Below are 14,977 nucleotides of genomic sequence, written 5' to 3' on the forward strand. Positions count from 1 at the left end.
ATCTTGGGGACGAAAACGGACCCTCCATCGGCAGTGATGGGGGCCAAGTACATGTTTGCGATCCTGAATTGTCTGACGGTCGATCACGATCCGGCGCTCGTGGCGCTTGCCGCGCTGGTGTGGATCATCGGTAGCCTCGCCCTGTTCCTCCTGCTGCGCCGAGCCGGGGACTGCGTCGAGGCGCGGCGGCGGCAGTGGCTGGCGGTGGCGGCGCTGTCGGCAGGAATTGGCATCTGGGCCACCCATTTCGTCGCGATGCTCGCCTATCGTACGCCGATCCCGCTGCGATTCGGCATGGCGCTGACGATCCTGTCGGCGGCGGCGGCGGTCTGCTGCTTCTGGGCGGCGCTGCACGTCGCCGGCAAGCAGCCGCGGGCATGGCGCAGCCTGGCGGCGGGCGTCATCGCCGCGCTTGGCGTCGGGACGATGCACTTCATCGGCATGACCGCGCTGGAGGGGGTGGTGCATCTTGGCGTCGCGCCGGTGCCCGTGCTGATCGCCGGCGGTCTGGTCGCGGGGCTGTTTGCGGCGGCGTTCGGGACGCGCGATCTCGGAAGGACCGCCGGGATCGTCGTGCCCGCCGCACTGTCCGTGCTGGCGGTCGTCATCCTCCATTTCACCGCGATCGACGCGACCACGCTGATCCTCGACCCCGCGCTTGCGAGCGAGGCGGACGGCGACCCGATCTGGGTCGTCGCCGCGGTCATGGCGGTTACGATCGGCCTGATCCTGCTGGTGCTGGCGGGGGCGTTTCTCGATCGGCTGCTCACCGACCTCAAGGGCCTGACCGAGGCGACGCTGGAGGGGCTGGCGATCGTCGGCCGCGACGGCCGCATCGTCGAGGTCAACGCCCGGCTTGCCGCCATTCTCGGCATCGAGAGCCGCAGCCTGATTGGCACCCGGCCGGAGGCGCTGTTCGTCGACGGCGGCGGCGCCCCGCTCGCCTGGTTCGACGAAGGGCCGGTCGAGGCGCGCGCCTTCGACGCGGTGCAGGAGGACCAGTGGCTCGAGATCGCCACCCACTCGATCGAGTATCGCGGTCGGCCGTGCCGGGTGCTGGCGGTCCGCGACCTCACTGAACGCAAGCGGTTCGAGCGGCGCATCCAGCACCTCGCCACCCACGACCCGCTGACCCAGCTGCCCAACCGCGCACACTTCACCCAGGTGCTGGAAGCGCAGCTTCGCGACCTGACCCGGCCATTCGCGCTGCTCGCGCTCGACCTCGACCGGTTCAAGGCGGTCAACGACATCTTCGGCCACGCCGCGGGGGACGAGGTGCTGTGCAAGGTGACGCGCATCCTGCGCGAGACGGTGCGCGCCGGCGATCTGGTCGCGCGGATCGGCGGGGACGAGTTCGTCATCCTTGCCGACCATGCCGACGCCGCCGACAGCGCGCAGCAACTGGCGCAGCGCATCCTCACCGCCTTCGCCGCCGAAATGGACACCGCGCGCGATCCGATGGCGGTGGGGGTCAGTATTGGCATCGCCATCTTCCCGCGCGACGGCGCCGATGCAGAGGGTCTGCGCCTCAACGCGGACATCGCGCTGTATCGCGCCAAGCAGAGCGGCCGCGGGCAGTTCCGCTTCTTCGACACGCAGATGGACCATCTGGCCCGCGAGCGCCGCGAGTTGGAGCACGAACTGCGCCAGGCGATCGCCGCGGACCAGCTCCACCTCGTCTTCCAGCCGCTCGTCTCGACCGCCCGCGGGCAGGTGGTGGGGTATGAGGCGCTGCTGCGCTGGGATCATCCGGCGCGCGGGCGGATCGCGCCCGACATCTTCATCCCGATCGCCGAGGAAACGGGCGCGATCGTGCCGATCGGCGAGTGGGTGCTGCGCCGCGCCTGCCGGACCGCGGCGGGCTGGGCGGGCGATGTGGGGGTCGCGGTCAACGTATCGCCGGTGCAGCTCCTGGTGCCCAACCTGCCCGCGATTGTCGCCGATGCGCTCGCCGAAAGCGGATTGGCGCCCGAGCGGCTGGAGCTGGAGATCACCGAAACCGCCTTGCTGCGCAATCGCGAGACGACGCTGGCCGTGCTGCACGCGATCAAGGCGCTGGGCGTCCGGATCGCGATGGACGATTTCGGCACCGGCTATTCGTCGCTCAACAACCTTCAGGCATTTCCGTTCGACAAGATCAAGATCGACAAGAGCTTCGTCTCCTCGGTCGAGGACGACGAGGCCGCCCGGTCGATCATCCGCGCGATCGTCGGGCTGGGGCGCAGCCTCAACCTGCCGGTGGTGGCGGAGGGGGTGGAGACCGACGCACAGCGCCGCGTGGTGACCGAGGAGGGGTGCCCGCAGGCGCAGGGCTATCTGTTCGGGATGCCGGCCGAGCATCCGGTGCTGCCGGCGATGCGCCTGCGCTCGGTCGGATAGCGACGCGCGGAGCCGCCGGCGCGGGCCTGCGTTATCGGCGGGTCACCGATCGGGAAACCGCCTTGCACCGACCATTCATCGACCGGACCTGGGCGCGTCGCCCCGATACGCGGATTCTCGTCGCGCTGCTGCTCGTCACCGCGGGGCTGGCCGGCTTCGCCTACGTCGCGTCGGAGGTGATGGAGGGGCATCCGCTGGCGATCGACCGCTGGCTGCTGCTCCTGCTTCGCCAGGTCGCCGATCCCGGCGTGTCGATCGGTCCGCGCTGGTTCGGGCAGGCGATGCTGGACCTCACGGCGCTCGGCGGGGGCACGGTGCTGACGCTGGTGACGATCTTCGTGACCGGCTATCTGGCCGCGCGACGCAAGCTGGCGCTGGCGGCGTTCGTCGCCGGGTCGATCGGCAGCGGCGCCGTCCTCACCGCACTGCTCAAGATCGTCTTTGCCCGCGCGCGGCCCGACATCGTCCCGCATCTGGTCGAGGTGAGTTCGGCGAGCTTTCCCAGCGGCCATGCGATGAACTCGGCGATGGTCTATCTGACCGGCGCGGCACTCCTCGCCAGTGCCGAGCCGGACCGGCGCGTGCGCGTGTTCCTCATCACCGCGGCGCTGCTCCTCACGCTGTCGATCGGCTTTTCGCGCGTGTTCCTCGGCGTGCATTTCCCGACCGACGTGCTGGCGGGCTGGGCGATCGGCATCGCCTGGGCCGTCGCGGCGTCGTGGGTCGCCGCGATCCTCCAGCGGCGTCAGGCGATCGAGGGTGCGGAGGGGACGACGACCTCGACCGCGCCCTGAGCGACGCGAACCGTCACCGGCGTCTTCGCCAGGCATTCGCCGTCGATCGAGATCTTCTGACGCGGGCGGGTGCGCAGGCCGAGCGCTTCCCCCCGGAACTCGACGGTGTTGGCGCTGCGCGACTTCAGCCGCACCACCTTGGCATACCAGTCGAAGGCGAGGCGCAGGAGGCTGCGTCCCGTCACCGCCTGTATGACGAGGTCGCCGCTGTCGACGTCGGTCGTCTCGATCAGTTCGACCCCGCCATGATAGCGCCCGTTGAAGATGCGCACTTCGCTGGCCCAGGTGCGATGCTCGCCCGCCGCATCCTCGACCGTCAGGCGAAAGGGGCGGAAGCGGGTCAGGCACCAGATCGCCCAGCCGAGATAGCCGACGCGGCCCAGATAGCGCTTCAGCTTGTGCGGCACGGTATCGCCGATCATCGGCGACAGGCCGAGGGCGGCGGCGTTGACGAAATAATGCTCGCCGATCCGGCCGAGGTCGATGCGCCGCCGCCGGCCGCTCGCGATCGTCTGGACTGCGCCAGCCAGGTCGAGCGGCAGGCCGAGCGTGCGCGCAAAGCTGTTGGCGGTGCCGAGCGGCAGCACGGCGAACACGCACTCGGTCCCCGCGACGTGGCGGACCAGCCGTGCGAGCGAGCCGTCGCCGCCGCCGACAATCACCATCGGCGCACCGTCGCGTACCGCCCCGGCGACGATTCCGTCGAGATCGGCGGGATCCTTGACCGCGTGCGATGCGATGAGGGTGATCCCTGCCGCCTCGAGCCGCGCCTTGGCCTCGCCGCACAGCGCTTCGCCCTTTCGCGAATGGGCGTTGACGATCAGGACCGCGTGGTCGGGAACGGGGTTGTCGGAATGCTGCAATTCGGTTCGACCCGCTTCCATCCGGTGGCGGGCAGGGGTCTGCCGCGCCGATTACTCTAGGCGAGGAACCGCTGTCGCGCCATCCGGCTCCATCCCGATGGCGCAAAGAGGCGGTCGACAGCTCCTGTGCGATCCTATAGGATCAGCCGATCACCTTGGGAGAGGGGTAGGATGGATCAGGGCGGCACGATGGCGGCGGAACCGAGCGCGCATTTTTCGCTCGATCGGCGGACCGCGCTGGCCGGGATCGCAGGCGTGTTCGGCGCGAGCCTGTTCGCGCCGCTGGCGCGCGCGGCGGGGTACGAGCCGATCCCGAAGATCAACACCGGCAAGCCCGCGGTCGTCTTCACCCCCGCCCAGCGCGCGCTGGTCGCGGCGCTCAGCGAACGGATCATGCCGACCACCGACACGCCGGGCGCGATCGCCGCTGGCGTACCCGACTATATCGAGCACATGATGGGTGACTGGGCGGTCAGCGACGACCGCGACCTGATCCTCGGCGGCCTCGCCGCGATCGATGCGCGCAGCATGGCCGACTTCCAGAAGCCCGCGCTAAAGGCGTCTTCGGCGCAGCAGGATGCGCTGCTGACCCTGACGATGAACGACGCGATCCCCGGCGGTGCGAAGTTCTTCGAGGCGTTCCGCCAGCTGGTGCTGACCGGCTATTTCACGTCCGAAGTCGGGATCATGCAGGAGCGGAGCTATCTGCCCGTCCCCGGCGACTATGACGGTGCCTATCCCGCATCGAAGATCGACCGCATCTTCTCGTCCTGACGCGGCCTCCTCGCGCGCGCATTCCCTTTCCGATTTCGACAGGCAGATATCATGGCAGCAACGGATCGCTTCGACGCAATCGTCATCGGCTCGGGCGTCAGCGGCGGCTGGGCCGCCAAGGAACTGACCGAAAAGGGCCTGCGCGTCCTTATGGTCGATCGCGGCCGGATGGTCGAGCATGGGGAGGATTATCCCTATGACGGCAAGCCGGCCTTCGAGATTCCGGCGCGCAACCGGATGCCGGCGGCCTTCACGAAGAGCGACTACAAGGGCCTCAATTTCTGGGTGCAGCCCGCGAACCAGCCCTTCTTCACCAACGACCGCCTGAACCCCTACGACTTCGACGCGCCCAATCCGTTCCACTGGGTGCGCGGCGGCGTGGTCGGCGGTAAGTCGCTGACCTGGGGCCGCTGGAGCTTTCGCTGGGGGCCGAACGATTTCGAGGCGAACCAGCGCGAAGGGATCGGGACCGACTGGCCGATCCGCTATGACGACGTGGCGCCGTGGTACAGCTATGTCGAGAAATATATCGGCGTGTCGGGCGGGCGGGAGAATCTCGACTATCTGCCCGACAGCGAGTTCATGCCGCCCTTCCCGATGAACGTCGCGGAGAAGTGGCTGAAGGAACGGCTGGAAACCGAGTTCCCGGGCCGCAAGCTCATCAACGCACGCCTGTCGAACATCACCGAGGACAAGCCCGAGCAGAATCGCACCCGCTGCCAGAAGCGCGCCCAGTGCGACCGCGGGTGCAGCTTCGGCGCCTATTTCTCGACGCAGGCGGTGACGCTGCCTGCCGCGCGCGCGACCGGGCGGCTGACGCTGCGCCCCGATACGTGGGCGACCAACGTCGAATATGACGCCGCGAAGAAGCGCGTCACGGGCGTCCGCCTGGTCAACGCCAATACAGGCGCGGTCGAGGTCGTGCCGGCGCGGATGGTGTTCCTCTGCGCGTCCGCCATGGGATCGCTCCATGTCCTCCTCAATTCACGGCCGGAGGGGAGCGAGCGCAGCCATTTCCACTCGAACGGTGCGCTGGGCAGCGCGGTGATGGACCATATCTTCAAGGTCAATATCGGCGGCGACGTGCCCGGCATGACCGAATTCGTCGAATATGGCCGGCGGCCGGGCGGCGTCTATGTCCCCCGCTTCCGCAACCTCAAGGCCGAGGAACTGCCGTTCAAGCGCGGCTATGGCTATCAGGGCGGGGCCAGCCGGCGACAGCCCGCGCCCGAGGGCTTCGGCGCGGCGATGAAGCATGGCATGCGCACCTATGGTGGCTGGCGCTTCAACATGAGCGCGTTCGGCGAATGCCTGCCCTATGACGACAACCGAGTGATGCTGAACTTCGCCAAGAAGGATGCGCGCGGCATGCCGCTCCTGCGCTTCGACGTCACTTTCCGCGACAATGAGCTCAAGATGATGGACGACGCGCAGGCTGAGGGCGAGCGGATGCTCCGCCAGGCGGGCCTGACCAACGTCACCAGCAATCGCGGCACGCACATCCCGGGTGAGGCGATCCACGAGATGGGCGGCGCACGGATGGGCCGCGATCCCGGGACCTCGGTGCTCAACGGCTTCAACCAGGCGCACGATGCGGCCAACCTGTTTGTTACCGACGGCGCGATGATGGCGTCGGTGTCGTGCGTGAATCCCTCGCTCACCTTCATGGCGATGACCGCGCGCGCCGCCGACCATGCGGTCAAGCAGATGAAGGCCGGTACGATCTGATCCGCGCCGCGCTCGTTCATTCGGCATCCAAGCGGGCGCGGCTATGACGCTCGGGTGAGACTGTTCCTGCGCGCCGCGCTCGTTGCGATGATGATCCGTGCCGGCATGGGCGTGGCGGCGGCACAGGCGCTGCCGCCGGCGACCGAGCCCGCGCTTGCCGAGGATGCGGCGGCGGTCGCCCCGCGGCTGGGCGTCGCGCCCGCGGTTGCAGCGCGCCTGCTGGCGCTCCAGGTCGCGAGCGTCCCCGTCACCGACGCCATCGCCGCACGCTTCGCCGACCGGCTGACGGGCATCGCGATCGAGCACACCCCGGTATTTCGCATCGTCGTCCGGCTGAAGGGCGACGATTCGGTGGTGTCCGAGACGGTGGTGATCGCGGGGCAGCCCGTCGCCATCGTCTATGTCCCCGGCGCGTGGGCGAGCCGAGGCGAGCTGCTGGCGGCGATCACGACCTATCAGGCGCCGATGCGCGACAGCCTCGACGTGCCGCCGGGCCTCGGCATCGATCAGCGCAGCGGCGAACTGGTCGCCGTCGTCTCTGCCCGCGATGTGGCGCGGGAGGGAGTGCAGGGCCTTCGCGACAGGCTCGCCTCGATGACGCAGGTGCCGGTGCGGCTGCGCGCCATCAACGATCCCTCATTGGACTTTTCAGGCGAGGGGCTGGGCGGCGGGGTGCGGCTGACCGGATCGCGACCGGGCGATACGCGGCGCTACCTCTGCACCTCCGCCTTTGCTGTCACCGATGGGACGCGCGACGCGCTGACCACGGCGGCGCATTGCCCCGACGCGCTGTCGATCCGCGACGCGGGCGGGCGGACGATCGACCTGCCCTTCGCCGGGCAATGGGGCTGGGGCAATCGCGACGTGCAGCTCAATCTGAGCGCAGTGCCGCTCGATCCGGTCTTCTACACCGATGCCGAACGGACCCGTGGCCGCGCGGTCGCGGGTGCGATGCCGCGGGCATCGATGCGCGCCGGCGACGTCGTCTGCCACCGGGGCGAGCGGACGGGCCATAGCTGTTCGCAGGTCGAGCTCACCGACTTCGCGCCCGCCGGCGACCTGTGCGGCGGCGCGTGCCTGCCGACGTGGATCACCGTCGCCGGGCCGTCGTGCAAGGCCGGGGACAGCGGGTCGCCGGTATTCCTCGGCCCGGTCGCGTACGGCATTCTCAAGGGCGGCAGCTATCGCAGCGATGGGGGCTGCGCCTTCTATTTCTACATGTCGATCGACTACCTGCCCGACGGCTGGCGGCTGCGCACCGTCGCCGATCCCCCGCGTCTGCCCATGCCCGGTGCGCTTCCCGCCGCGCCGTGATAGGGGGCGGGCCATGTCCCGTTCCCAACCCAATGCCGGCGAGATCGTCGTCGACGGCAACACTTATGACTGGCACCTCCAGAGCGAGCCGCATCTGTCCGACGACGAAGGCTGGAAGGGTATGACCATCGGCCTGCGCGAACAGGGGGCCAAGCGTGAGGCGTTCGTCCAGTTTCCCGCGCCCAAGCGCCTGCTTCGCGGCCTGCCGCGCGGGCGGCTCCAGCTCGACGAGCCGACGATCGCGCGCTCGATCCGTGCCGCGCTGGCGGCGGGCTGGGACCCGATGTCACGCGGGCGGCCGATGACCTTCATGGTCGATGCCGAGGGCAACTGACGCGGCCCGCGATTGATTTGTGCTGCCCGCCGCGGTAAGGCGGCGCCACAAAATAGCGGGGCGAGCCCGCCAGGCATACGAGTGCGACCGCACCACGGGGCCGTAGAATGGGAAGGGATCCTATGTCTGCGGCGTACCCACTATCATCCTGTATCGAATGGCAGTTCGCCGAGGCGGGCGACCTTGCCGCGCGGCTGCATGCGGCCAAGGCGGCGGGCTTCGAGCTGGCCGAGTTCCACCTGTGGCGCGACAAGCCCGTCGCGGCGATCGCCGACGCGCTGAACGAGACGGGGATGCGCCTGACCGGCGTCTGCGTCGATCCGCGCCGCTCGATCGTCGACCCGGCCGAGCGTGCTGAGATGCTGGCGGCGGTGCGCGAGACGATCGCGGCGACCGCGATCCTCGGTAAGCCGGCGCTGATCGTCGCCTCCGGCTTCAAGGTCGAGGGGATGAGCGAGGCGGAGCATTTCGATAACGCCGTCGCCGCGCTGCGCGCCGCCGCCGACGCGGCTGAAGCCGCGGGCGTGATGCTGCTCCTCGAGCCGCTCAACACCCGGCTGTTCGCGGCGATGTACCTCGTCAGCACCAAGCTTGGCCTTGACCTCGTCGAGGCGGTGGACAGCCCCAATCTGCGCCTTCTCTACGACGTATGGCACAGCGCGGTGATGGGCGAGGACATGGCCGAGGTGCTCGCGGGCCGCATCCACCTGGTCGAGCATGTGCAGGTCGCCGACATCCCCGACCGTAACGAGCCGGGCACCGGCACCCTCGACTGGGTGAAGGTCGCCGCGACGCTGCGCGACCTTGGCTATACCGGCGCGATCGGCCTCGAATATTTCCCGACGATGCCGATGGACCAGTCGCTCGCCCAGTCGCAGCGGATGCTCGCCGCCGACTGACGACCCCGCCCGCCGGCACGGGTCGGCGGACGATTCTTGCCATGAACGGACCTTCGCGATGAACAGCGACCGGATTGCGATCAGCCTCGACCTGATCAACCGCCATTACCAGGAACCGAACCGCAACCGCTTCGAAAGCAAGTATTTCTGGGAGGAACTCTACCCCCTGATCCGCGCGGCAGGCTTCCGCTCGATCGAGATTCCGTATGAGCCGGTGTGGCAGTTCGGCGGGCGCAGCGGCGTGCCGATGACGCGCTATTCGATCGAGACGAAGTACGAGAGCGCGGCCAACTATCGCGCGGTGCTGGCGGCGGCTGGGATTGAGCGGGTGGCGGGCGTCACGTTCGATCCCAACCTGTTCATGCGCAACGACAATCTCGGCTTCTTCTTTGGCGCGTCGGGCCATTTCGCGGGCGAGGCGCTGGGCCATGCCGCTGACCTCGGCGCCGACTATCTGGCGATCAGCCCGTCGCCCTATTACGGCCGCGCGGCGCATTATCACCCCGACCTAGAGGCCAAGCGCGGCGTCTTCGCCGAGAAGACGACCGAACTGCTCACTGGCCTTGCCGAAAAGGCAACGGGGACGGGCGTCACGGTCGTCATGCGTCAGGACTATTGGAGCGTGTTCCGCGGCGACGACATGGCGGCAATGCTCGCGGGCCTGCCCGACGCGGTGAAGCTCGACGTCGACACCGCCAGCCTGACGATCGCCGGCATCGACCCCGCCGCGTTCGTCGAGTCGCATGTCGACCGCATCGGCTGCGTCCACCTGACCGACACAGATTTCGTCGACATGGGCGAGACGTGGAAGACCGCCAACCCCGAGTTTCCCGAGGACCGTGCGACGCAGGTGTTCCGCGACCCCGGCACCGGCTCGGTCGATCTGGCGGGCGTCGCCGGCCTGCTCGATCGCGTCGGCTATGCAGGTCCGGTGACGGTCAGCGCCCGCCAGACGCGCGACCCGTTCCGCGCGCTGCTGCGCACCCGCGCGCTTCTCAACCAGTTTTCGAATTGAGGCTCGGACGATGCCCAACATCCGCTACGCCAACATGTGCCACTGGAAGTCGATCCCTTATCGCCGGATCGAGAACTTCCGCGACTTCTATTACGAAGACCGCACCAACACCGCTTATTATTCGGATTGGGATACGATCCTTAAATATCAGACAGCCCTCGGCTTCGACGGGATCGAGATCGCGCCTTGGGACCTGTCCGATATCCTGCCGCTGTTCGGTTCGCCCGAGGCCTTCACCGCGTTTGCAAAGAAGCGCGGGGTCGAGGTGATCGGCATGTTCCACGGCGCCCACGCCTCGCACGATGCGGGGCATGAGGAAGAGGCGATCCGCGCGGGGCGGGAGGCGGTCGACACGATCGTGAAGTTCGGCGGGCAGTATATGAACACCTGCCCAACGCAGAATTACTGCGGTGCCGGGCCACTGAGCCACAAAGAGGTGCAGCAATGCGCCAAGGTGCTGAACGAGATCGGCCGCTATGCCACCGACAACGGCGTCAAGATCGGCATTCACAACGAGTTCTTCTGCGCGATCAACCTGCCCAACCACCGCGAGCTGATCGAATCGACCGACCCGCGCTACGTCCATTATTGCCTCGACACTGCGCAAGTGGCGATCCTGGGGGAGGATATCCTGACCTTTTACAAGGATTATCACGACCGGATCAGCACCTTCCACCTGAAGGATACCGCTTCCGCGCGCCAGCCCGATAGCGTGCGCTATTCGCGCGATCCGGAGATCACCGACGACGGCAAGCGCTGGTTCTGGGAACCGGGTCTCGGCGAACTCGACCTCGAGGGGCTGTACCGATTGCTCAAGGAGCATGAGTTCAAGGGCTGGATGTCGATTGAATATGACGGTTCGCCCGACATGCTCGCGTCGATGGCGCTGACCCGCTATCACCTCGATACGGTGCTGCGGCCGATCTACGACTGACGGGGCGGCGCTATCCGGCGTCGATCGACGCGCGGAGCGCCGCCACTGCATCGCCGCTGGTGGTGCGGGCGTCCGCCGCGGCGAAACCAAGGGCGACGAGGCGCGGGTCGCTTGCCGCGGGAGCGCTGGCGGAAGCGTGGATTTCCTTCGCGCCCGTTGCCGCCAAGATCGCCGCGGCGTTCCCCGCGCGCACGCCCGCGCCCGGCATGATCGCGATGCGCCCGGCAGCGCGCGCGGTCATGCGCGTCAGCGTCTCGATGCCGTTCGCGGCGCATCGCGCGCCGCCCGACGACAGGATGCGGTGATAGCCGAGCGCCGCGGCGGGCTCGACCGCCTCGACCGGATCGGCGAGCAGGTCGACCGCGCGGTGCAGCGTCAGATCGATATCGGGCCGCAGCGCCCGCGCGGTCGCCGCGAACCAGCCCAGCGTCTCGATATCGAGCCGGTCGCCGATCGTCGCGCCGAAGACGAGGCCGTCCGCGCCCGCCGCGATCGACGCGCGCATCTCGGCCGCGATCAGGTCGCGCTCGTCCTCGCTATAGGCGAAGTCGCCAGCGCGCGGCCGGACCATCGCGTGGACGCGCCGCCCCTCGGCCGCCGCCGCCGCCGAGACAAGCGCGACGAGGGCAGGCGTCGGCGTCAGTCCGCCCACCGCCAGCGCGCCGCACAGTTCCAGCCGGTCGGCCCCGGCAGCCAGCGCCGTGCGGGCGCCCGCCAGACTTTCGACGCAGATTTCGAGGATCGCCATGTCCGTCCCGCCGCCTTTCTGCCTTCCGACTGCTGTCACGCGTAGGAAGCCTGGCTGCGCGCTGTCAAACCGGAAGCGACGGTTCAGAACGCGCGGACGATTCCGATCTCGCCCGCGAACCGGCGATAGTCGTAGAGCCCCACGCTCGACGCGTTGCGTTCGAACGTGGCGCGTACCAGCGGGGCAAAGCCCTTCCAGCTCAATTGGCGCAGCGTCGCGCCGGCACTGGCCTGGACCAGCCATTCGCGCCGCCGATCGGGGAACAGGAACAGGCGGGCGTCCCCCTCGGTCCGTCGCAGCGCGGCGCTGGCGAAGACCGTGGTTCGGCCAAGGTCGCGCCAGCCGCTGACGCCGAGCTGGCCCGACACCGTCGCATAGCCCGGATCGCGCGCGGTCTGGCGTGTCGCACCCACCGTCACGCCGATCCCCGCACGCGGCGACAGCGCGCGCTCGACCGTCGCCGACAGGTCGAACAAGCCGCCGTCCTGAAGCGCATTGCGGCGATATCGGGCCGAGGCGGCACTGACCGACACCGACAGCTGCGCACGCCGCCCCATCGGATGCAGCCAGTCGAGCGCCGCGGTGTTCGTGCGGGCATAGAGGCTGCCACCGTACCAGCGCCATCCGGGACCGGCGGACGGGGTCACCCGGTCGCGCCCGCTTACCCATTCGAGGCCGAGCATCGCCGAGGCCGACGCATCGTCGAACATGCGCTGGCGATAGAAGCTGCCCGATCCCGACACCCGCGGCAGCAGCGACAGCGTGTCGCCGACCGCAATGCGCGCGAACGCCGTGCCGCTTGCCCGCACGCCCAGCCCCGATTGCGACCGCGCCGCCCGCGACAGGGTCAGGGGGGCAATGACGGTATCGAGCGTGCGCGCATCGGTCGCCCGATTGACGTTGCTGTCGGGCGCCACCGCGAGCTGGAACGAGCCGCCGAAAGGCCGCGTGGTGCGCAGCGCCGCGGCGAATTGATCGACGACCGCCGCGACGTCGGCGGGCAGCACGCCGGCCTGTGCCTGTCGCAGCGCCCGCCGCGCCCCCTCCGCATCGCCGCGGGCCAGCAGGATGCGCGCGAGTTCGAGGCGGACGGCCGCGGCGTCGGGCTTTTCGTCGAGAAGCCGTCGCAGCGTCGTCGCCGCCGCGTCGCTGCGGCCGAGCGCGTCGAGCAGCATCGCGCGCCGGAACAGCGCCTCTGCCCGCACTTCCCCGTCGCGGTCGCGGGTCAGCGCGTCGAGCAGGACCAACGCTTCTTCGGGTCGACCGCCGCGCTCGGCCTCTGCCGCCGCGGCAAAGACGCCGGCCGGATCGAGTCGGACGGCAGTGACCGGCGCCTCCTGCGCCGCCTGTACCGCGACCGGCGGAGGCGCGATCACTGCCGCTTGGCGACGGTGATCCCACCGATCGCGACGGCCGCCGCATCCATCGGGTTGCCCGCCGTCAGGTAGAAGCTCGCGCCGATCTCCTGCCCGTCGGGTCCGTAAAAGGCCGGGGTGATGATATTGAACGAATCGGCGTTCCGGCCGCCGTCGAGCGAGGCCTGGACCATCACCCCCTCGATCAGGCGGTTGCCGAAGCCGAAGCTGCCGAACTCGCGGCGTGTGCCGTCGGCGGCGGTGCCGACCAGCGACAGGCTGCCGGTATAGCTTGCGGCCCCGAAATCGACATCGAAGCGAGAGGTGCCGCCGATGCTGTAGGTATCGCCAAGCCGGTTCGCGCCCGCGCCCGCGACGATCCCGGCATAGCTGCCCGTCCCGGTCCGGCCCGACAGCAGTTCGCGCGGAGTCTGGATGCCGTAGAGCACGAACTGGCGGGTGGTGTTGGCAATCCGCTGGCCCTGGGCCGCATCCTGAACAGTGCGCGTCCAGGTGGCGAAGCTCAGATAGGTGAGCGCGATCTCGCTGTTGGTGCCGCCGGGACGGTAAAAGGCGACCTCGACCGGGCCACCGTCCGATCCTGCCACCTGTCCGCGATAGGTGGTGTAGTTGAGGCGGCCATCGGCGACACGATCGGCCTCGACCGGCGTGTAGGTGGCGCTGCCGACTTCGATCGAGCCCGGTCCGGTCGGGGTGATCGTCACGCGGCTGTCGGACTGCGTCGCGTTGACCTGTGAGTAGCCGGGCTGTCCCTCGCGCGCCTGGGTAAAGGTACCCGCGCCGGTCGCGAACAGCCGCTCGGTCGACTGGACGTTGACCAGCGACAGGTTGGGCAACCCGGCGGCCGGCGTCGCCCGCTGGCCGGTGAGCGCGCCGTTCAGGACGGTGCCGTTCCCGCTCGCCTTGAACGACGCGCCGATCTCCTCGGCGCCGGGGCCGTAGAACTGGCCGCTGATCGTCCCGCCGAGCGTGCCCGCCCGGCCGCTCGAATAGCTCATATTGCCCGAAAAGCCGTTACCGGCGCTCCCCACCTGACCGCCCGCGCGAAAGCGCAGGCTGCCGACACGGCCGCCGCCGGTGATGAAATCGAACTCGTCGAGATTGGCGAAGGCCGTAAAGATGCCGCCTCCGAAATCGACGTTGAAATCACCGCGGCCCTGAACGGTGCGCAATTCCTCGCCCGGGGTGGTGAGCAGGCCGAAGATATCGGTCGCCCAAGCTGCGCTACCGGACCGCGGCACCGCGCCAGCGGGCGTGGTCAGGCCATAGGCGAAGGTCGTGAACTGCGTCGCCTGTACCCCGCCCGCCACGGCGTTGCGCTGCCAATAGCCAAGGCCGACATAGCGGTTCGAATTGCCGGCATCGTAGAGCGGCACCGTGACCAGCGTCAGATATTCGGGGTCGCCGCCCGTCTTGGCAAAGGTCGCCTCGCCGGGGAAACGGTCCGGCCGGCGGTCGGCGGCGGCGAAAGTCTGGCTGCGGCCCGCGGTCGTGACGGTGTAGCTGCCCGCGGCCGCGTCGTAGCTGACCTGGATCCCGGCGCCCGACACAGCGGTGCGGTTGACGATGCCGCCGGCGGTCCGCACCTCGACATCTGTCGTGGTCGCGTCGTTGGTAAAGGTCTGGCTGGCTTTGAGGTCGGTGATGAGCGTGTTGACCGGCGCGGGCGTCGGCGTCGGCGTGCCGCCCCCGGTGCCGCCGGTCGGTGGTGCGGGAAGCGCCCCTACGCCGCCGCCGCCACCCGCCCCGCCACACGCGGCAAGCAGGACGCAACCGGCCATGGCGGCCCCCAGACGCAACGAACCCATGACACCCCCCA

Annotated in this window: 13 protein-coding genes; 9 read left to right on the forward strand and 4 right to left on the reverse strand. The window is 69.0% G+C overall.

From position 1 onward, the window contains the following. Positions 1 to 36 precede the first annotated feature (36 nt). A complete protein-coding gene (locus FHR19_RS01030; protein WP_246359243.1) occupies positions 37 to 2,379 on the forward strand; it encodes a bifunctional diguanylate cyclase/phosphodiesterase in 2,343 nt (780 codons plus the stop codon). A gap of 62 nt (positions 2,380 to 2,441) precedes the next feature. After that, entirely contained in the window at positions 2,442 to 3,173 is a 732-nt protein-coding gene (locus FHR19_RS01035; protein WP_221228338.1) for a phosphatase PAP2 family protein, read from the forward strand. Here the strand turns inward: FHR19_RS01035 and FHR19_RS01040 are convergent. Then, on the reverse strand, positions 3,125 to 4,036 hold the full coding sequence (locus FHR19_RS01040; protein ID WP_425505915.1) for a diacylglycerol/lipid kinase family protein: 912 nt from the start codon (positions 4,034 to 4,036) through the stop codon (positions 3,125 to 3,127). The two genes, FHR19_RS01035 and FHR19_RS01040, sit on opposite strands and share 49 nt — an antisense overlap. Positions 4,037 to 4,207: 171 nt before the next feature. On the opposite strand from FHR19_RS01040, the gene FHR19_RS01045 reads away from it, so the two are divergent. From FHR19_RS01045 to FHR19_RS01075, 7 genes are all read left to right on the forward strand, one after another. Then, positions 4,208 to 4,810, forward strand: a complete 603-nt coding sequence (locus tag FHR19_RS01045) for a gluconate 2-dehydrogenase subunit 3 family protein (RefSeq protein ID WP_246359244.1) — start codon at positions 4,208 to 4,210, stop codon at positions 4,808 to 4,810. Between the two features lie 51 nt (positions 4,811 to 4,861). Further along, positions 4,862 to 6,538, forward strand: coding sequence for a GMC oxidoreductase (locus FHR19_RS01050; protein ID WP_184023401.1), 1,677 nt, complete (start codon positions 4,862 to 4,864; stop codon positions 6,536 to 6,538). 54 nt (positions 6,539 to 6,592) lie between these two features. Further along, positions 6,593 to 7,852, forward strand: coding sequence for a chymotrypsin family serine protease (locus FHR19_RS01055; RefSeq protein ID WP_343053115.1), 1,260 nt, complete (start codon positions 6,593 to 6,595; stop codon positions 7,850 to 7,852). Positions 7,853 to 7,865: 13 nt separating this feature from the next. Then, complete coding sequence (locus tag FHR19_RS01060; RefSeq protein WP_184023402.1) at positions 7,866 to 8,186, forward strand: hypothetical protein; 321 nt, start codon at positions 7,866 to 7,868, stop codon at positions 8,184 to 8,186. A gap of 122 nt (positions 8,187 to 8,308) precedes the next feature. Next, on the forward strand, positions 8,309 to 9,085 hold the full coding sequence (locus FHR19_RS01065) for a sugar phosphate isomerase/epimerase family protein (RefSeq protein ID WP_184023403.1): 777 nt from the start codon (positions 8,309 to 8,311) through the stop codon (positions 9,083 to 9,085). Positions 9,086 to 9,143: 58 nt separating this feature from the next. Further along, positions 9,144 to 10,100 (forward strand): sugar phosphate isomerase/epimerase family protein, encoded by a 957-nt coding sequence (locus FHR19_RS01070; protein WP_184023404.1) that lies wholly within the window; start codon positions 9,144 to 9,146, stop codon positions 10,098 to 10,100. A 10-nt stretch (positions 10,101 to 10,110) separates the two neighbouring features. Continuing rightward, positions 10,111 to 11,034: a sugar phosphate isomerase/epimerase family protein gene (locus FHR19_RS01075; RefSeq protein ID WP_184023406.1), complete on the forward strand. Its 924-nt coding sequence runs from the start codon at positions 10,111 to 10,113 to the stop codon at positions 11,032 to 11,034. A gap of 10 nt (positions 11,035 to 11,044) precedes the next feature. Here FHR19_RS01075 and FHR19_RS01080 read toward each other — a convergent pair whose 3' ends face one another. The 3 genes from FHR19_RS01080 to FHR19_RS17570 all read right to left on the reverse strand — a co-directional run bounded on the left by FHR19_RS01080 (position 11,045) and on the right by FHR19_RS17570 (position 14,966). Continuing rightward, positions 11,045 to 11,782 (reverse strand): copper homeostasis protein CutC, encoded by a 738-nt coding sequence (locus FHR19_RS01080; protein ID WP_184023407.1) that lies wholly within the window; start codon positions 11,780 to 11,782, stop codon positions 11,045 to 11,047. Between the two features lie 83 nt (positions 11,783 to 11,865). Then, entirely contained in the window at positions 11,866 to 13,158 is a 1,293-nt protein-coding gene (locus tag FHR19_RS17565; protein ID WP_184023408.1) for a surface lipoprotein assembly modifier, read from the reverse strand. After that, positions 13,155 to 14,966, reverse strand: coding sequence for a HupA family protein (locus tag FHR19_RS17570; protein ID WP_184023409.1), 1,812 nt, complete (start codon positions 14,964 to 14,966; stop codon positions 13,155 to 13,157). The genes FHR19_RS17565 and FHR19_RS17570 overlap by 4 nt, the downstream gene beginning before the upstream one ends. Between the last annotated feature and the right edge of the window lie 11 nt (positions 14,967 to 14,977).

Origin of the sequence: Sphingomonas yantingensis (assembly GCF_014199325.1) — a bacterium.
GTDB lineage: Bacteria > Pseudomonadota > Alphaproteobacteria > Sphingomonadales > Sphingomonadaceae > Sphingomonas > Sphingomonas yantingensis.